The 18,723-nt window shown below is 41.1% G+C and carries 13 protein-coding genes; 3 read left to right on the plus strand and 10 right to left on the minus strand.

The genetic code is table 11. The features are described from left to right. Positions 1 to 37 precede the first annotated feature (37 nt). The 10 genes from HMPREF9447_RS08835 to HMPREF9447_RS08880 form a co-directional block, all read right to left on the minus strand. Positions 38 to 1,225 (minus strand): glycoside hydrolase family 130 protein, encoded by a 1,188-nt coding sequence (locus HMPREF9447_RS08835; protein WP_009129370.1) that lies wholly within the window; start codon positions 1,223 to 1,225, stop codon positions 38 to 40. Between the two features lie 32 nt (positions 1,226 to 1,257). Beyond that, a complete protein-coding gene (locus HMPREF9447_RS08840; RefSeq protein ID WP_244267597.1) occupies positions 1,258 to 2,424 on the minus strand; it encodes an esterase in 1,167 nt (388 codons plus the stop codon). Positions 2,425 to 2,466: 42 nt separating this feature from the next. Further along, complete coding sequence (locus HMPREF9447_RS08845) at positions 2,467 to 4,158, minus strand: carboxylesterase/lipase family protein (RefSeq protein WP_009129372.1); 1,692 nt, start codon at positions 4,156 to 4,158, stop codon at positions 2,467 to 2,469. An 18-nt stretch (positions 4,159 to 4,176) separates the two neighbouring features. Continuing rightward, complete coding sequence (locus HMPREF9447_RS08850) at positions 4,177 to 5,679, minus strand: glycoside hydrolase family 30 protein (protein ID WP_044137935.1); 1,503 nt, start codon at positions 5,677 to 5,679, stop codon at positions 4,177 to 4,179. 13 nt (positions 5,680 to 5,692) lie between these two features. Further along, positions 5,693 to 7,378, minus strand: a complete 1,686-nt coding sequence (locus HMPREF9447_RS08855) for a DUF5060 domain-containing protein (RefSeq protein WP_009129374.1) — start codon at positions 7,376 to 7,378, stop codon at positions 5,693 to 5,695. A 14-nt stretch (positions 7,379 to 7,392) separates the two neighbouring features. Next, positions 7,393 to 9,129 (minus strand): RagB/SusD family nutrient uptake outer membrane protein, encoded by a 1,737-nt coding sequence (locus tag HMPREF9447_RS08860; protein ID WP_009129375.1) that lies wholly within the window; start codon positions 9,127 to 9,129, stop codon positions 7,393 to 7,395. A 6-nt stretch (positions 9,130 to 9,135) separates the two neighbouring features. Then, on the minus strand, positions 9,136 to 12,330 hold the full coding sequence (locus HMPREF9447_RS08865; RefSeq protein WP_009129376.1) for a SusC/RagA family TonB-linked outer membrane protein: 3,195 nt from the start codon (positions 12,328 to 12,330) through the stop codon (positions 9,136 to 9,138). 115 nt (positions 12,331 to 12,445) lie between these two features. Beyond that, positions 12,446 to 13,414: a hypothetical protein gene (locus tag HMPREF9447_RS08870; protein ID WP_009129377.1), complete on the minus strand. Its 969-nt coding sequence runs from the start codon at positions 13,412 to 13,414 to the stop codon at positions 12,446 to 12,448. 17 nt (positions 13,415 to 13,431) lie between these two features. After that, positions 13,432 to 14,511: a glycoside hydrolase family 26 protein gene (locus HMPREF9447_RS08875; protein ID WP_244267598.1), complete on the minus strand. Its 1,080-nt coding sequence runs from the start codon at positions 14,509 to 14,511 to the stop codon at positions 13,432 to 13,434. Between the two features lie 286 nt (positions 14,512 to 14,797). Further along, on the minus strand, positions 14,798 to 15,685 hold the full coding sequence (locus HMPREF9447_RS08880; protein ID WP_009129379.1) for a helix-turn-helix domain-containing protein: 888 nt from the start codon (positions 15,683 to 15,685) through the stop codon (positions 14,798 to 14,800). Between the two features lie 189 nt (positions 15,686 to 15,874). Here HMPREF9447_RS08880 and HMPREF9447_RS08885 point away from each other — a divergent pair, with 189 nt between their 5' ends. The 3 genes from HMPREF9447_RS08885 (at position 15,875) to HMPREF9447_RS08895 (ending at position 18,661) form a co-directional block, all read left to right on the plus strand. Beyond that, positions 15,875 to 16,882 carry an aldo/keto reductase gene (locus HMPREF9447_RS08885; RefSeq protein WP_009129380.1) on the plus strand — a complete coding sequence of 336 codons (1,008 nt, stop codon included), beginning with the start codon at positions 15,875 to 15,877 and terminating at the stop codon, positions 16,880 to 16,882. Positions 16,883 to 17,327: 445 nt separating this feature from the next. Continuing rightward, positions 17,328 to 17,960, plus strand: a complete 633-nt coding sequence (locus HMPREF9447_RS08890; protein ID WP_009129381.1) for a DUF4136 domain-containing protein — start codon at positions 17,328 to 17,330, stop codon at positions 17,958 to 17,960. Between the two features lie 71 nt (positions 17,961 to 18,031). Further along, complete coding sequence (locus HMPREF9447_RS08895) at positions 18,032 to 18,661, plus strand: outer membrane beta-barrel protein (RefSeq protein ID WP_044137937.1); 630 nt, start codon at positions 18,032 to 18,034, stop codon at positions 18,659 to 18,661. Positions 18,662 to 18,723 lie beyond the last annotated feature (62 nt).

Consider the following 18,723-nt stretch of genomic DNA (forward strand, 5'->3'; position numbering starts at 1 on the left):
AAATATTAATTCTGTGCAGAACGCTGTCAGCTAATATTTAATATCTAAATAAATTAAGATTTTGTTTAAGGTTCTTGTCAATTAGCCTCTTCAACGTCTCCACAGAAGCAGAAGAAGACAAGCCATCAACCGGAGTATTCATACAATAGTCCACCAGTTTATCAACCGTAGAAGTAGCCACATGCATCCGCGTATCCGAAGAAGCATAGTAGATGAAAACCTTACCATCTTCATCAGCAATCCAGCCATTGGAGAAAAGCACATTGCTCACATCGCCAATGCGTTCGTCTCCTTCGGGAGCCATAAAATAGCCACCGGGAGCAGCTATTAGTTGGGTAGGATCATCCAAAGCGGTCATATACATGTAGAGCACATAACGTAATCCGGCTGCACAAGCACGTACACCGTGGGCCAAGTGCAGCCAGCCTTTAGGTGTCTTTATAGGATGGGGACCCTCACCGTTCTTCACTTCTTTAATGGTGTGATAGTAACGCTGGTCGATGATTTTTTCCTCTTTCACTTCTGCATGTGTCATGTCATCTACCAGAGCCCAACCGATGCCACCGCCGCTACCGGCATCAATAAATCCATCTTGCGGACGGGTATAAAGTGCATACTTACCGTCAACGAATTCAGGATGAAGCACCACATTGCGCTGTTGGCTCTTCGTCTTCAGGTCCGGCAGGCGTTCCCAGTGCTTTAAATCTTTAGTACGTGCAATGCCGGCCGTAGCTGTGGCCGAAGATAAATCCCCCAAAGACGCATTGTTGTCGTGACGCTCTGCACAGAAGACGCCATAAATCCAACCGTCCTCATGAGCTGTGAGGCGCATATCATAAATATTAGTAGCCGGGACCATATCTTCGGGCATAGTGATGGGGTAGTCCCAAAAACGAAAGTTATCTATCCCATTAGGACTTTCGGCTATGGCAAAGAATGATTTACGGTCTGCACCTTCCACACGCACAACCATCAGATATTTACTATTCCACTTGATAGCACCGGAATTCATCGCAGCATTGATCCCTATGCGCTCCATTAAATAAGGATTGTTATTCTCATCCAAATCGTAACGCCAGAACACGGGAGTATGCGCCGCTGTCACTACCGGATATTTATAGCGCGTAAATATGCCATTACCATTTTCTACAGGTATATTCTTTCTTGTAATCAATGCTTCATGTTCCTGAAAAAGCTTTGATACCTTATCTTTAAAAGTTTCCATCTATATTTATAATTATTTGTTATTAAAATCACCTACATGAACAATCTCTGTAAAAAGTCGCGTAATTGCTGCCGCCAGAACTCCCACTCATGTCCGTAAACGGCATCATGAAACTCACAATTCACTCCCTGTTGCTTAAGTTCCTCTACAAAAGCGACGTGTCCATCATAACGAGGGTCTTTTGTTCCGCAGCTAATCCACAGTAGTTGAAGTTGTTTATTGATGTTTGCCGGAGTATCCATTACTCCGGGAGTGTAAGTATCATGACTAAACTTACCATCTCCTATTATTCCCGCACTAAACTGACCAATATAAGAGAACTTATCCAGATTGCGCAAACCAAGCACATAAGCCTGACCGCCACCCATAGAAAGACCGGCAATAGCCCTATATTTCTTGTTTTTTTCAACTTTATAGTTCTGTTCTATGATGGGAATTATATCCATCAAAAGTTCCTCCTCCAATGTATCCATTCCTTCAACAGTACTTCCACCTGCCCAAGACCCATCAGTCAAACCGTTGGACATCACAATCAGCATAGGTATAGCCTTGCCCGAAGCTATCAGATTATCTAAAATAATGGCAGCCCGTCCATCCTTCACCCAGCTACTTTCATTATCTCCCCCACCATGACGCAAATAAAGAACCGGAAAAGTTTTCTTTCGCTCTTTTCGATATTCAGCCGGAACATATACATACATCTCACGAGGCTTCTTCAAGGGAGTTGATGTGTATTTCACAATATGTACTTCTCCATGTTGTACGTTCTGTAACTCATCATAACGGGATGGAGTGCCATGTACTTCCACCACACTACCATAAACAGAAGTACCGACTTTTACCACAGGGTTGGCAAAATCAATGGTACGGATACCATCAATTTCAAAGAGATATTGGTATAAGCGTGGAGCCACAGGTTCAATGGTGATCGACCAGACTCCCTGCCCATCTTTTACCATTGGTTTTGACAATATATCCCATTCATCAAAATGCAGGATAACCTTTTGTGCATCCGGCGCTTTCACTCTGAAAGTGATACTATTATCATCATTAACTACCGGAGAAAAGGGCGGTTCGGCAGGTTTCCACCAACCTTCAGTGCTAAATGTATTTTCCTTCTGCTGAGCCCTGACAACCTGCGTCATACCATTTATAACGGTAGCCCATATTATAATAACTAATACCTTTATTTTCATCATTTAAAAATTTAATCCGTACATAAGCATTATTTCTAGAAGCATTTACTGCTTTAAACTATTCAACAAAACAGTGCGCCCTTCCCTGTCAGGATCATTTTTCACTTCGCATATATCATTCAGTACCATAGTTTCACCACCTTTTATTGAAAACTCCGGCCACTTCGGTAAAGATGAACAATTTGGATTACCTGTCCGAGCAAAGTTCAATAAGGCATCTGCCATTTTATACGATAGTTTACGTGGGCGGGCGCCTCCACCGGAATGCGTTATCATTAAATCTGTATTCAACAACCAGAAACTTATATCCAAACAATGAAATGCACGCATACGTCCATCAAACAAAGATGGGCAAAAGCCAAACCATGCCATATAGACAGGAGATTTCTGTTTTTTCTTCGCCGTTGCAGCCTCAATAACCGACAAACGGCTTGAACGGACTAATATCAGAACTTCTATCGGCTTTGCTTCCGGAAAATTACGGGCATATGCATTATAAATTTCTTCAGCCTTTTCGCCATAAGGGTCGGATAATTGTTCGATAGCCTGTACAGCCGTTATTCCTTCCTGACTGGAGTCTGCACGATTCACTCCCCATTCATGAAATGTAGTACAGAATATCATTGGTATATCAGGAGAAGAAGCATTACTAAAAAACTCTCCTTCGGGAAGATGCACTCCATCTCCTACCGGTCCAAAGCTACCTCTAACCATCCCGGAACCTCCTTCTTCTTTCTCCATTCGGGCAGCAGCACGGTAGGCCAATGTCATATAATCTCTCCAAGGCATATCCTGAAGTTTATCCATTTCTGCTGCGGAAAGCCCTGCTTCTTTTACGATATACTCACCTAATAACCGCGAATACTTTGGCTGATTAGCACGGACTGCCGACCCGCTCAATGACACCCCTTTATGAATTAGACCACGCATCTCGGGCATGGTAGCTAACAAACAAACCTTAGCACCACCACCTGACTGCCCTATAACAGTTATATTATCAGGATCACCACCAAAATTGGAGATATTGTCATGTATCCATCGTATAGCAGCAGCCATATCCAATAAGCCAGCATTACCCGAGTCTTTATATTTCTCTCCAAAAGCAGACAAATCAGTAAATCCAAAAACGCCCAAACGATGATTGACAGAGCAATAGACAACATCACCATATCGTGTAATATTCTCTCCGTTATATCCATCTTGTTCTATGCCGTTGCCTCGTGTAAAACCACCACCATGCAGCCAAACAATTACCGGACGTTTCTTACCGTCAGTAATATCTTGTGTCCAAATATTAAGGCAGAGACAGTTTTCGCTGATTTCATCATAATTCCAGTGATCTACAAACATATCATAAGAAGTAGAAGCACGGCTATACACATCTTGAGGAGCAGTATTGCCATAAAAGACAGCAGGCCGGATACCCGTCCACGGTTCATGTTTACGAGGCGGCATAAAGCGGTTTTTACCGGATGTTTCAGCAGCATAGGGAATGCCCAGAAAAGTATAGATACCACGCATAATGTATCCTTTCACCTTTCCATACTCCGTTTCAGCAATAGCGATATTATCACCTATCTGTACCTGAGAACCATCATCCGTATAAGCATCCTTATCTAACGAACCACCCTCATCGGGCAAAACAATCCCCGAAGACAATGCAGCGAAAGGATGGGCACCCAGCATAATGGTGCCCAGTCCTATGCTTTTGATAAATTTTCTTCTATCAATACTCATAAATATAACGTCCTATATTTACCAAATGAATGTTCCTACAGACCCGGGAGCCAAACGTAAATTGGCAAAACGACCATTGTATTGTATCTTAACAGCCTGTTGTGACCAACTATCATTAGCAACAATCAAAACTATCTTTCCATCAGGAGTTTTGAAAGCAACATTAGGCAAAACATTGCTATGTTCCACAACTGTCGCACGACGCACTTCAGCACGTTCTTCATCTTCTGTGATATCCACTCCCGGATCGAAAGCATCGGTAGATGATATACGTACCGAGCCGGGACGAACAAATTTGGAGGCATGTGCCATCGCATAATATGCGATATTACGAGTAACTTTATCTCCGTCGATAGTAATCGCACCCTGACACATAGAGCAGCCACCGTTATCCGTATGTGGGTCATTCTGTGGATCGGCAGCGTAATTCCACAAAATAGAGTTCTTACTCCAATTGCGGGTTACATCAACCACCAAACGCCTTACGGACGACGCTATATTGATTGATTTGCTGTCAGGACGCTCTGTCAGCATCTGCTCGGTAAAATAGATATTTTTATCCGGACGTGCTCTATGCACAATGCTCATGCCACTCATATAACCACGATAGTGATGAAAGGCAGATCCATCTACATATTGACTAGTAACAGGATCGCTTAATATAGCCAATGGATAATCCGGACGATCACAGTTGTGGTCAAAAATAACAATCTTAGTTTTTAAACCGGCAGCTTTAAAGGCCGGACCTAAATGGTCTCTTACAAATTCATTCTGCTGTTGCCAGTACCAAGGCATACTTGGAGTATTGCGTGAATTAAGGGGTTCATTTTGCACGGTAACCACATCAATGTTTATCCCTTCTTTCTCCATAGCCTGAACATATTTTGTAAAATAGCGGGCATAAGCATTGTAGTATTCATTTTTAAGTGCGCCACCTCGCACATTAAAGCTTTCCTTCATCCATGCAGGAGCAGACCAAGGTGATGCCATAATCTTAATATCCGGAACAATTTTCAGAATTTCTTTCATTACCGGGATTACATCATCATAATCATGTCCCAAACTGAATTTCTTCATTTCTACATCCTTTTTTCCCTCTGGCAAATCATTATAGGAATAAACAAAATTATTCAAGTCCGATGCTCCCAAAGTTAATCGTATATAGCTAAAGCCAACACTGTTTCCATCAGTTGCAAACATTTCTTTTAATATCTGCTCACGGGCAGGAGCACTCATATGATGAAGATGAAATGCACTTCCTTCTGTCAATGCAAATCCAAATCCATCTATCGTTTGAAACTCCTGACGATCATCTATAATAATAGGTAATCCTTTCCCCTCTTCAGCCCCTAAAGTTATTTTTTCCGGTTGTTGCTGGAAAAGCATAGAACGATCGGCGTTCGTAACCCATGCTTCTATTTCCTGGGCACTCAATGCCCCTACACCACATGCCATAAACGACATTATAGCAAAAGCCTTCAAATAGTTATTCTTCATTATATCAACAATTAAAGTTTTCATATTAATCTTTATTCTATTCAGTCAGTGGAGTTAAGATATATATCACTTCTTTCTCGGCACCTAAGATTATTTCCTTCAAGTTCACAGAAGAAGATGTATAATTGATATCCAGAATATCTTTAGTAACCAACATTGTTGGATCAATAGCCTGCACTTTATATTTCCGTCCCCCAGAAACCGGTATAATGACATTAGTAATAAGGGTCGCATGCTCAGGATTAAACAAATACACAAATATCTCTTCTCCGCATTTTACGCCAAAGGCATGGGACGTTCCTGCTTTTACGGTTAAGGATTCGAAAGAGCCCCTACCGGCAGCAAGCATTCTATCACTAACTTCTCTAACTTTCCGATAATATGGTGTCAAACCACGAGCATCAAAATACTCCCACCACCAACTCATTGGTGTAACCGGGGTTGGAGAAAACAGTCCATACCATACACCGCGTTTGAAATCGACATCCATTTCGTGAGAGAAATCATCAAAGTTCTTTGACCAATCCCATTCCCTGCTAAATTCTCCGATTATGTAGGGTTTGCCAAACTCCTGAACATACCGTTCAATTTCGGCAGGTATACTCGATGTATTATTATATATATGCTTTTGGTTAATATCTATATTCTTGATAGAGTTTAAGCCTTCAATATCCCGATGTGAAATGCTGGTAGTAACAATGTGACGATAAAGATCTATCTGCTTCATATAAGTACTCATTTCATCATGCCAGTCAGCAATCACTTTTCCATCGATAGGATTATTCTTATTTTGGAATTGCACATTGTCAACTTCATTAAAGAATTCCCACATAGCAATAGAGGTACTATATCCCCAACGGGCTACAATATAGCGTAACCGGTTCTTATACCAGGCACGTGCCTTTTTACTGACAAAGAAGTCTTCGGCATTATCCACAACACCACGATCTCTTGTTAAATAGCCGCCTTGCCCTAATGTCAGCATAATATATAAGTCCAGACTTTCCGATAACTCCACCAGATAATCCATACGTGCAAGTGCACTCGGATTATAATATTCGTCACTTGGGGTATAGCGTACATTATTGAACGAACTTTTATAATCAATTGGCAAATTCCAGGAACACATCCATGTACGGAAAAAGTTTCCACCATTCTTCGCAAACTCAGTCAACAGATAATCATAATTATAGAGTTCTGCCTTTTCATGAAGTTGTTTAAAGAACTTCGAGTCATCCTCATCCCTCGATTCCCAACATATATTTTCTCCAATCCCCCGGAAAGGACAACCATTGTCAAATTCTAATATCCAATCTGATTTTGCATGTAAGAAGCCGGGGTTCTTCGATTTAACCACTTCAAAGTTCAATGCCTTTGAAGTCGTTTTCTTCTTTCCTTTCTTCGTCAATTGAATTTTGTATTGATATAGCCCGCTCTCTTGGGGAGCATACCTTGCCTTCCAACAAGAGATATTACGTTCCTTCTCCGATACAAAATAACAAGGCAATACTTGTTCTTTCCCCGAAGGAGTAACAATCAACATATCCAAGGCAGCCTCTTCCTGCATATAGGGATTATTAAACTTCTGCATCAGTTCAATATCAACTTCAACTTTACTATATTGCTCTGGCTGAGTGGTATGTATGCTACTTTTTATTATTTGCCCGTATATAGAGATACTCATGCTCAACAGACAGATAAAAAAGAATATTCTATTTTTCATGTTCTTTCTATATTTTAGTCCGTATAAATTGCACCGGCACCTTCCCACGCCTGATCCTGTACTAAGACACCTGCCGAGAGATTAACCTGGCTTACAGGTATAGGAAAGAATCCACCTGTTTCTTCAACTCTTTTCTGCATATCGCCAAAGTTTGCTGTAGTCCATACACCAGCATTGCAAATAGGTACTCCGTTCTTCTTGTTCAACTGTGTACCGGCAATATGCCAACGCAGCAAATCATAGTAGCGAATGCCTTCAAAGCATAATTCATGTCTGCGTTCATTACGCAATGCTTCATCCGTATATGCTTGCAATCCAGGCAAACCAGCCCTATCTCTTACCTGATTTATATAAGATACATCTTTCGTAAGTTCGGCTAACATTAAGAGTACATCTGAGAAACGCATAATATATGTATCCTGAGTATTATTCTTTCTGTAATCATCCGGAGCATTGAATAAAATACAACTATAATTCACAAAATCAGTACCGCCCTCTGCATTTTTTCTTTTAGCATTCATAGCAATATACTTCTTATTCCAATAGCCGGTTTCTTCCATTTGTCCATCTCCACCCCAGGTATATTTCTCCATTTCATTCGGATCTCTGACGTCCATAATGGATGCCTGACGACGAATGTCTTCAGGTTCATTCTCTTTCCATTCATCCCACAACTGAGAATTGACCGTTCCGCCTCCCCAGCCTAAGCCTAAAGGAAACATCTCTGCACCGGCATTAGACACTCCCCAGCCACGAATAGAGCTATATAATACAAGCTGATTAGCATGGTTTTCGCCATAAGTATCGGCCAACGATGAATATTTGTAACCAAATATATTTTCGATATTGGCACCTTCCTCTTTAATCCAAGTAATATTGCCATATTCCTGAGCATATTCAGTCTTTATTTTTTGCATATACTTATAGTCCTTGGATGTTTCCTCATTACTATAAGGCCATAATGACCAAAAATTAGGTAAAAGTCCATGTCCGCTATTAGTAACAACATCTTCTAACCATGTAATGACCTGATCTTTGGAAATACTTCCACCCTCAGCAAGAGGCATATTCTCCTTTTCATAATAACCGGTATAGAATAGCCAAGCCCGCGCCATTATAGATTCGGCAGCCCACTTTGTTGCATGTCCTAAACGTGCCTTATCCATACTCTGGTATTTCACAGCCGGCATTTTTTCAATGGCAGCTTTAAAATCCGAAGCAATTTGTCCCCATAGTTCTTCCGGAGTCGCACGAGGCAAATTAACCTGCTCCGTAGTCAACACCAAAGGAACTGTTCCATAAGTACGGCAAAGATTCATATATGCATAAGCCCTAAGAAACAGACTTTCTCCTTCAACAGCATCTCTATTTGCCTGACTACTCCAGGTTACCATATCCATACCCTTCAAAATAGTATTTACTCTGAATATAGCAGCATACATTTGCTGCCAGGGATTCTTATACTGCTCCTCGCCATTGCGTTTTAAACGACCGATAGCACGATTATCCCTATCACTCTGTCCGGCACCTCCAAAACGGTCATCAGAAGCTAAATCACTCATATAAAACGGATTATTCAGAGGAGCTATTTGGACAATTGTCTGATAAGTCGCTGCTATCAGCATATCAACGTCAGCTTCCGTCTTCGGGAAGTTCGAAGAGTCCTTCTTCGTCAGGTTATCTGTATCCAGGAAGCTTTCGCAACTCATAAACATACATACAGAAAAGCATAATAATAGTATCTTTTTCATGACTAATTAAAATTTAAGATTGAAACCTACAATTATAGTACGCGGAGAAGGATAAGAGCCGATATCAATGCCTGATGCCCAGCTATGACCATCGCCATAACCAACTTCCGGATCCATGCCTGAATAACCGGTAATTGTCAAGAGGTTCTGCACAGCAAAGTACAAACGTGCTTTTTCAAGAAACATCTGTGGGAAGAGTTTTTTAAAATCATATCCGACAGCAAGATTCTGAATACGAAAGTAATCACCATCCTTAATATATATGTCAGAGATATTTTGCCAATTCAGATGAGAAGTACTCGTTAATCTTGGCAATGTATTGGATGTTCCTTCGCCATGCCAGCGTCCGTATATTTCCGTTGTATAATTATCCAATGGCTCATCTTTATAATTCCTATATGATTGTGCAATCTGATTACCCAAAACAGCAACGGTTGCAATATTCAAGTCAAATCCTTTATATTCCATATTAACATTAAAACCCATATTAACCTTAGGATAAGGATTTCCAATCATAGTACGGTCTTTAGAGTCAATCTTGTTGTCTTTATTAGTATCGACAAAAATCAAGTCACCAGGTTGTACATTGTCATATTTAGCTCCCTGATAAGCATCTATCTGGGCTTGGCTCTGAAAAACTCCGGCAGTTTTGTAGCCATAGAAAAAGCCAATGGGATAGCCCACTTGTGCACGATACATCTCATCACTATTTCTGAACAAGGTACCTGTGCTACCATAGATTATCTGTTCACTGTTATTAATCTTGGTTACTTCATTCTTGTTATGCGCAATATTATAGCTCAAACCATAAGAAAAGTCACCTACCTGATCTCTCCAAGTCAACCCCAGTTCAATACCTTTATTTTGCACATCACCACCATTTACATAAGGTGCTCCCGAACCGTAACTTGTTAATGCCGGAGCCCTCAACAGCCAGTCCTTAGTGTTTTTTACATAATAATCAAATGCAACCCCTAAACGACTTCTCAGAAAACGAGCGTCAAAACCAACATTAATCTGTTCTGACGTTTCCCAAGTAACGTCTTCATTTGCCAGAATATCAGGATAAGCGCCAGTAGAAATAGAGCCCTTATCAGTACCGAAGAAATAGCGGGCATTAAAATCAATGGTAGATAAATATTGGAACCCATCAATAGATTGATTACCGTTTTGTCCCCAGCTTGCTCTTAATTTAAAGAAATCCATAAATGAGGTTACTCTTTCCATAAACGATTCATTGGTAAGTACCCATCCGGCTGATATCGAAGGAAAATATCCCCAACGTTTCCCACGCTTGAAATTAGATGAACCGTCGGCTCTCATTACAAAGGTCAACATGTATTTTTCATTATAATCATAGTTAACCCTACCAAAAAATGACGCCATCTTATGAGGAGCTATCGGGGCACCACCAAGAGTTGTTGAACCGGGAAGAATCACTTTCGTATTATCCAAATAAGCGTGTTCAAAATCATTAAATAGAGAATTCTTATTTGAACCATTCATACTCATGCCCAAACCATTATTTTCCACAGATTGTCCTAGTAATACATCAAAATTATTACGACCTGCCGAGAAGACATAGTTGACTGTGTTTTCAATCATCCAGTTCATTCGCGTGGCCATTCTCTGCTGTACTTCATTTTCATTTCTGAAATTGTCACTTGACAGATTATATACAGGAGCAAACTTTCTATAGTTGTTTTGTGAGTAACGTACACCAAAGCTGCTTCTGAACTTCAAATTCTTAATGGGTTGCAATACAAGATAAGCATTTGCATGAAGACCATAAGTTTTGGTTTCATTTTGTCCATGTTCATAATCCATGATACCGATAGGATTGGCTCTACTACTATTAAGAGGAATAGCAGTTGTATAGTTACCGTCAGCATCATACACATCAAAAACCGGATAAGTATTCATCAGTCTATATATACTGTTAGAATCCATGTTGCCAATAGCAATTCCATTCTTGCTGCCAGCATTGAAATTGATGTTCTCCCCAAATTTCAATACCTCTAAATTATTATATTTATATAAGGTATGCTCTGAATTGATACGAACAGTTGTTCTTTCATAAACCGGAGCAACCGGTTTGCCGATAGTACCTTCCTGACTTGTATTTGAGATACCTACTGAGAATACAGAACGCTCGCTACCGCCACTGATATTCAGCGAATGATTTCTGATAAAAGCATTCTTATTCAATGCACTTTCAAACCACTGCGGACCTTCCCAACCACTCTGAATTCTATTCCAATCTGGCACAAGATTAGCCCAATCTATGGTTCTGTTATCATTGGCGTATGCCTCATTCATTATTTCCACATATTGTTGGGCATTCAGAAGTTCCGGTTTCTTATATACATTCTGCCAACCGATATAAGTATCCAATGTAACATCCAACTTACCTGTACGTCCCTGTTTTGTTGTTACCAAAACAACACCGTTTGCAGCACGTGCACCATAGATAGCAGCTGAAGCAGCATCTTTCAAAATATCAATAGACTCAATATCTGAAGGATTCAAGGAATTGATATCTCCTCCCGTTACGCCATCAATAATATATAGCGGTTCTGAGTTACCCACAGTGCCCAAACCACGAACAGCTACTTTAAAGCCCTCGCCCGGCATACCCGACAACGATGTAATATTGACACCTGGTGTTTGACTGGCCAATGCGCCTAAAGCATTTACCGTATTCAGCTTTGTAATGTCTTCGCCCTTCACCTGTGAAGTTGCACCTGTCACCAGTTTCTTCTTTTGCACACCATATCCCACAACTACCACATCATCAAGTTCCAGTGCATTCATTTGTAAAATGACCTTAATGTTTGTTTGATTCCCAACTACGATATCCTGAGATATAAATCCAACGAATGAAAAAGTAAGAATTGCATCTTTATCAGGTACCGAAATTTTAAAATTACCATCAATATCAGTAATGACTCCGATAGTTGTTCCTTTTACAAGAATATTTACCCCCGGTATTGTCAAACCATCCGTATCGACCACTGTTCCGGTAACAGTGATGCCAGATTGCATTATCTCATTAGAAGATAGACTTCCCATACCACTGTAAGCGTTAGCGAAAGTAACGCTCACACTCATCAATAACAAAAAAGAGCATAATTTCATAAACAAAGGTATCTTTGCTATCAAAGACCTTGCATCTATTCCTTTTACATAATGTTTCTGCATGTTTTTCATTTTTTAGGTTCTTATTTAAAGAGTTTAATTTATTATATTCCAAAAAAATTATCAATCACTCATGTTCCATAGGCAAATCTGTTAGCGTTATAGACTCTACTGTTTTTCATTTTACGTAAAAAGTATATTCAAATTCCCAGGATATTTTATTTTGAGGCAATACTTCAATATGGATGTAAGGCTCCGGGCAATATGTTCTTTCCGAAGCCCAGAAGTGAACCGTGGAATATCCGGTATCAGAAACGATACGTACTCCTGCTTTTAGCTTCCGATTCTCTATAATGATAGGTCCGTTTGTTACACTATCCCCCAATATGCTATACAACATTACGTTTTCATTAGCAGCAAGTTGTCTTCTAAATCCAATCTCGTTTTTATCGATATTCAGAATATTGCTTTTGTCATAAGCAATACTTCTCACCGCATCTTCCGGAAACTTCACTGTTACATCAGCATTAGTGGGCAGATGTCCTATCGTAAAGAAATTGTGGTTGTAGACATTCGTCCGGATCAATTTCTTTCCGGTATTTTCCAATGTATGCTTTATAAGCAATTTAGGACTGCCGTTAACTAATTCAATACATTTTGTATATCGATACGAATAGCCGGACACATCCTCAACTTCATGTATAAACTGAACCTTACAATCCAACCGGTTTATAGTCCACTTTCCCGGATTGGTCATCTCATAAAGTTTAAATTTATCATATTTCTCTGCCTGAAGTTTACGAAGCCCACCTACACCTATTTTCAGGAAATCCGCATTATCCTCATCATACCATCCTATTTCTTCAAATTCTTCAGCCGGTCCACATATGGCATCATTAACACTAGGATTATGTTTCGAATACCATGGTCCCAGATAATCACATCCTTTATATTTCAATTCATATATAATGCCGGACCAATCAAATCTTGAAGCCCTATAAAATCCATTCTCATTATCCGGCAAGTAGATTCCAGCCGTTATTATCCCATTAGAAATGGAGTGGGAAGGATAATCCTGACTTTTTATTTCCCCAAGATGAAAGAAAACAGGAAGTAAAAGCAATATGCTAATAAACAACAGTCTCATATTGAAAAGCAAAACGGCTATTTTTTCAACTTATATGTTTGGTCAGAAAAATCTATCATGTCAAGATTGACACTACGCGGATGATTATAGATATCTTTGGCTATTTTCACGTTATCGCTATTCAGGATGAAATATCCCCAAGGCATAAACCAAGACCATTGTGGTTGATTTTCATACACTTCGGTTGAAGGCAAAGCTCCCACTTCACCTAGAGATATAATCTTCCCCTTGCCCAAAGCAACAAGTTCGTCGTGGTGCGATTGTTTCCAATCGGCATGGTAAACGTCAGCAGCCAAGACGTCCACATAATCCGAGCCGGGATAATAATCGGCATACGGACCGGCCTCATCACCGGGATTATTACGGGGAGCATTCGTATTCCACACCCAAAGCAGATTGTTTAGTTTATGATAATCAGTCAGATAGTTATACATTGAAATCCACAGTTTCTTAAAGCCATTTTCACCCGGTTTGTTACACCACCAGAACCAAACACCATTCATCTCATGAAAAGGACGCCACAAAACAGGAACACCAGCAGCCTGAAGTTGCTTCAGATACACTGCAATTCCATCCATTTGTTTTTTCCAGAGGTTATTGAGTTCCGTACCATCAGTTGTCAGTTCATCCCACTCTTCCTGGCTTGGAAGATTATCGGCCCATCGCCAAATATCGTCACCATTGCAGTCATCACCATTGGTAGGCCAGCAGCAATGCCACATCAAAGTAATAATACGGCCTTCATGATATTTTTTAATTGCCGCATCCACTATTAACTGTCTTTGCTGGGTAGTCGATAAGTTGAGCACTTCACAAGGAACAGTTCTATTTCCCGGAACAGTCAGATTCAAAGGTCCGCAATGACGAAAATCACATTGATTTTCTCCTAAAGCATTAAAGCTAAAATCGGAACCCCAGATAACAGGAGTCTTTCCGGTTAAAGAATCCACCACCTGATCGTAACGGTTGATGTCACTAGCAAAATTATGTATCCCCGTCAGTGTATACTTCCCTTGTATGGAATATAAAAAATCCAGTAGCTGCACAACTTCGGGCATTGCATTCTTATTAACCGGCATATACCTTTTTTCTTCCATTTTGGCACAACTTACCAAACTTAACAAAACCGCAATAAAAAAAAGACTATTACTCTGTTTCATAATTCAATTAGATTAACGTTAAAAAGTGATAGTGCAAAATTAGGGACATTCGAGCATATACTTTGATACTATTTTATCCAAAGCATACACTATTCATTTTTATCACAAATAAGCTCAACTTTCTAACAACTAACAGAGTATGCTAGCTATGTAAACTCAACAAAATAAAGAATAGTTATTCAGTCAGTACTACCTTTTCCCGTGCTTAGCAGGACACATACTATTATATCACAATCTTCTTCTTCCTGTAATTCTCCCGGAATTCCTTCGGCGAACAGCCTTTCTTGCGTTTGAATATCCTATTAAAATTAGAAAGGTTATTGAAACCGCAATCATAACAGATTTCTGCAATGGTATGTGCCGAGTCTACCAACAAACGTATGGCAGACCCCAAACGAATGTCAATAATATAATCGGAAAGCGTTCTGCCTGTGCGCAGCCGGAAGAAACGACTGAACGAGACAGGGGTCATACCTACCATATCTGCCAAAGTATTCAGACGAATATCTTCCTGATAATGATCGGCAATGTACTTCTGAACCCGTTGTACCCGTCGACTATCCGAGAAGACTTCAATCTTGGCAAACGAGGAACTGGACAGGACTTTCGCATTGTCATATTGAGACAACTCATACAAGATGCGCAGAAAGTTCATCACTGCATAGAATCCCTGTTCTTCGGAAGCCAGCCTGTCCAGCCAGTTATATACTTTCATGATGGCCTGCATCGGAAAGCTGATGCCACACTGTGCTTTCTCCAACATATGACGGATACTGTCGAACTGGTTCTTATTCATGAAATTCTTGAAAAACAGATCAGGAGAGAACTGAATCGTTATTTCGCGTATTTCCTTTGAATCACATTCATATTGTTCCCACACGTGTTCCAGTTCCTTACCGGTTATCAGTACCAGATCATAGTCTCCAATAACTTCGGCAGAATCCCCCACCACCCGGCGAACCCCGGCAGCATGTTCCGTAAAGTTCAATTCAAACTCGGCATGACAATGGATGGGATAAGTAAACTCTGTTTTACGACGGTCGGCGATATAGAAACAATCGCGGTCGGACAAGGGGGTAATTTCCCTCATAATGTAGTTTTGGTTCTCCATATAGTATTAGTTAAAAAAGTATCACTCGGCAAATATAATCATTCTTTTCAATCTGATGTATTTAGACTTACTTTTATTTGCTCTATTAACTTATTGGTATGTCGGTGAGAAATATAAAAAGCAGATACACTGATCTACACGATAAAATTATATACTTTTGTATCCGAACAATCTCTTAAACTCAATAACATGATAAACCCCATTTACTCTCCCGACAGCAACCGGTATGACAATGGTATGAAGTACCGCCGGTGCGGACGAAGCGGCATCCTGTTGCCCGAAATTTCCTTAGGCTTATGGCATAACTTCGGTGACGTAAACACGTTTGCCAATTCTCAGGCGATGGCGCATTACGCTTTCGACCAAGGTATCACCCATTTCGACCTTGCCAATAACTACGGTCCATCCTACGGCTCGGCCGAAGAAACCTTCGGAATGATTATGAAGAAATCATTCCTCCCCTACCGGGACGAACTGTTCATCTCAACCAAAGCAGGACATGACATGTGGCCCGGCCCCTATGGCGAATGGGGGTCTAGAAAGTATCTGATGAACAGCCTCAACCAAAGTCTGAAACGGATGAATCTGGACTATGTAGACATCTTCTATTCTCACCGCTACGACCCGGAAACTCCATTGGAAGAAACACTGCAAACCCTCGTCGACATTGTCCGCCAAGGCAAAGCCATCTACGTGGGCATCTCCAAATACCCGAAAGAAGCCGCCGAATTTGCTTATCGCTATCTGGCAGAAAGAGATGTGCATTGTTTGCTTTATCAGGGAAGATATAATATGTTCAATCGGGAGCCGGAGGAAGAAGGCATTCTGCAACAGGCCAAAGAGAATGGAACAGGTTTCATCGCCTTCTCGCCGTTGGCGCAAGGACTGCTAACGAACCGTTATCTGAAAGGCATTCCCGAAGACTCACGTATCGCCAAAGGCGGTTTCCTGAAGAAAGAAGCACTGACGGAAGAAGTCCTGAACAAGATTAAAGCCCTCAACGAACTTGCCACCCTCCGCGGACAGACACTTGCCGAAATGGCATTAGCGTGGGTGTTGAAAGATGAAATGGTGACTTCCGTCATCATAGGCGCAAGCTCCGTAGCCCAACTGGACGACAATCTGAAAGCAATAAAGAACACTACCTTTACAGCAGAAGAGATAGAAAAGATGAATCTGATATATAATCAGAAGTAGAGCCATTAAGGAGATACTTCTTCCATCAGGTCAGGCTAATTTATTTCCATGAGGAGTCACGAGCGTTTCCACGAAAGGGAACGCTCGTTACCATTAAAGGAAACTCGAGTTTCCATTAGGGGAAATTGTAATTTCCAAGCTTAGGAAACTACAGTTCCCAAGGCAAGAAACTGCAGTTCCCTACCTATAGGAAACTACAACGAACTACTTATCAATCAGATACGCACCTATCTTTCATCAGAAACATTCCACTAAGGCAAGGCTCAGGTACCTGAGTCCCCGATTTACCCTACGCCTGAGCCACAACACAGCAACACTTTCCGACAAAAGAATACAAATTTAACATACCCCTTTCTGAACCTTTTATTTTTTATCTTGTTCATGTACCAAAAGCCTGAGGTACCAGGGCAGGATTTTTATATTTAACCTAAACATTATAAGAAGTATGAAGAAATTAATTCCCCTATTATTGGTGGTCTTGACTTTCGCAGCCTGCGAAAAAGACCCTGACACGGATAAGCTGGACAACAAGTATCTGGTTTATACCAATTATGATGCGAAAGCTGACTTTAAAGCTTTCCAAACGTACTACATGCCGGACAGCATCCTCATCATCGGCGACAAGAAAGAAGCTGAATATTGGAAAGATGATAACGCTCAGGAAATTCTGCAAGCTTATGCAACCAACATGAGCAATCGTGGTTATGTCCGCGTAGACGATCGTGACGAAGCCAACCTTGGTTTGCAGGTCAGCTACATCAAGAGCACTTACTACTTTAATGACTATGGACGCCCCGAATGGTGGTGGAACTACCCGGGCTACTGGGATGCACCTTACTGGGGTAACTGGGGTGGATGGTACTACCCGTATGCTGTGACTTATACTTATAGCACCGGTTCATTCATCACCGAACTTCTCAATCTGGAAGCTACCCAAGGCGAAAAAGAAAAACTGCCTGTACTCTGGACAAGCTATATGAGCGGATTGCTCAGCGGCTCCAGCTCAGTCAACGCGAAGCTGGCGGTTGAAGGTGTAAACCAGGCTTTCACTCAATCCTCATATCTTACTAATAAATAATTAGTAGTTAAGTAGTCAGTAGAAGATAGTCCGGAAGCGGGCTATCCCGGAACTTAAAAACAATAACAAGTATGAAAACAATAAAATATATTTCCATGAGAGTACTGGCAGTTGCTGCCTTGGCTCTCGTCTTCGCCATGCCGGCAAAGGCACAATTGACCGATAACGGTTATGCCAATATCGATTGGCAGTTCAACTTCCCCCTGAGCAACCACTTCGCTGACAAAGCCAGCGGATGGGGTATGAGTTTTGAAGGTGGTTATTACGTAACCCCGAACATTGCACTCGGTGCTTTCTTAGCTTACCACAGCAACCACGAATACTTCGGACGCCAGACATTGCCCGTAGGTGAAGGCGGTAGCATCAATACCGACCAGCAGCACACGCTGTTCCAGTTGCCTTTCGGTCTTGCCGGACGTTACACCTTCGACCGTGGCAGTGCTTTCCAACCTTACGTTGGCTTGAAAGTAGGCCCTCAATACGCTGAGATCAAATCTACTTTCAATGTTTACGAGGCTAACAAGAGCACTTGGGGTTTCTACGTTTCACCGGAAATCGGTCTCAACATCTACCCATGGGCTTACGGACCGGGTCTGCACATCGCAGCTTACTACAGCTACGGCACTAACAAAGGTGACTTGTTCACTTACAGTGTAGACGGTTTGAGCAACTTCGGTCTGCGTCTGGGTATTGCATTCTAACATAATTTGCATTGCAACACAGATAATAAGTTTGACTGGTATTAATTGATTGTTTCAAGACG

Origin of the sequence: Bacteroides oleiciplenus YIT 12058 (assembly GCF_000315485.1) — a bacterium.
GTDB classification, from domain to species: domain Bacteria; phylum Bacteroidota; class Bacteroidia; order Bacteroidales; family Bacteroidaceae; genus Bacteroides; species Bacteroides oleiciplenus.

Bases quoted from the DNA above. Each gene is read 5' to 3' on its own strand.
- HMPREF9447_RS08835 (WP_009129370.1), bottom strand. From the start codon at position 1,225: ATGGAAACTTTTAAAGATAAGGTATCAAAGCTTTTTCAGGAACATGAA.
- HMPREF9447_RS08840 (WP_244267597.1), bottom strand. From the start codon at position 2,424: ATGATGAAAATAAAGGTATTAGTTATTATAATATGGGCTACCGTTATA.
- HMPREF9447_RS08845 (WP_009129372.1), bottom strand. From the start codon at position 4,158: ATGAGTATTGATAGAAGAAAATTTATCAAAAGCATAGGACTGGGCACC.
- HMPREF9447_RS08850 (WP_044137935.1), bottom strand. From the start codon at position 5,679: ATGAAAACTTTAATTGTTGATATAATGAAGAATAACTATTTGAAGGCT.
- HMPREF9447_RS08855 (WP_009129374.1), bottom strand. From the start codon at position 7,378: ATGAAAAATAGAATATTCTTTTTTATCTGTCTGTTGAGCATGAGTATC.
- HMPREF9447_RS08860 (WP_009129375.1), bottom strand. From the start codon at position 9,129: ATGAAAAAGATACTATTATTATGCTTTTCTGTATGTATGTTTATGAGT.
- HMPREF9447_RS08865 (WP_009129376.1), bottom strand. From the start codon at position 12,330: ATGCAGAAACATTATGTAAAAGGAATAGATGCAAGGTCTTTGATAGCA.
- HMPREF9447_RS08870 (WP_009129377.1), bottom strand. From the start codon at position 13,414: ATGAGACTGTTGTTTATTAGCATATTGCTTTTACTTCCTGTTTTCTTT.
- HMPREF9447_RS08875 (WP_244267598.1), bottom strand. From the start codon at position 14,511: ATGGAAGAAAAAAGGTATATGCCGGTTAATAAGAATGCAATGCCCGAA.
- HMPREF9447_RS08880 (WP_009129379.1), bottom strand. From the start codon at position 15,685: ATGGAGAACCAAAACTACATTATGAGGGAAATTACCCCCTTGTCCGAC.
- HMPREF9447_RS08885 (WP_009129380.1), top strand. From the start codon at position 15,875: ATGATAAACCCCATTTACTCTCCCGACAGCAACCGGTATGACAATGGT.
- HMPREF9447_RS08890 (WP_009129381.1), top strand. From the start codon at position 17,328: ATGAAGAAATTAATTCCCCTATTATTGGTGGTCTTGACTTTCGCAGCC.
- HMPREF9447_RS08895 (WP_044137937.1), top strand. From the start codon at position 18,032: ATGAAAACAATAAAATATATTTCCATGAGAGTACTGGCAGTTGCTGCC.